This is a genomic window from Stutzerimonas stutzeri (assembly GCF_013522825.1).
In the GTDB taxonomy this organism is placed as follows: domain Bacteria; phylum Pseudomonadota; class Gammaproteobacteria; order Pseudomonadales; family Pseudomonadaceae; genus Stutzerimonas; species Stutzerimonas stutzeri_AK.
In genome coordinates, this window is record NZ_JAAMQZ010000123.1 from 1 (window position 1) to 201 (window position 201).

At 65.7% G+C, this 201-nt stretch carries 1 protein-coding gene; it reads right to left on the bottom strand.

Translation table 11 applies throughout. The annotated features are described in order from the left end of the window. Positions 1 to 201, bottom strand: a 201-nt coding sequence (locus tag G7020_RS23875; RefSeq protein ID WP_219852826.1) for a transposase, incomplete at both ends; no start/stop codon positions are given.

Sequence of the window (201 nt, forward strand, 5' to 3'; positions counted from 1 at the left end):
GATGACCTCGACACGCGGCAGGTTGGCCGGCAACGGCTTGCGCTTGCCACGGCGCTTGACCGGCGCAACGATTTCTTCGGCTTCGGCTTCGGCTTCGGCTTCGGCTTCGGCTTCGGCTTCGGCTTCGCTTGGCGCGGCGGCCGGCTCTTCGATCAGCTCTTCGGCCTCGTTGAACATGGCCAGCTGCGGTGAGTCGGTATC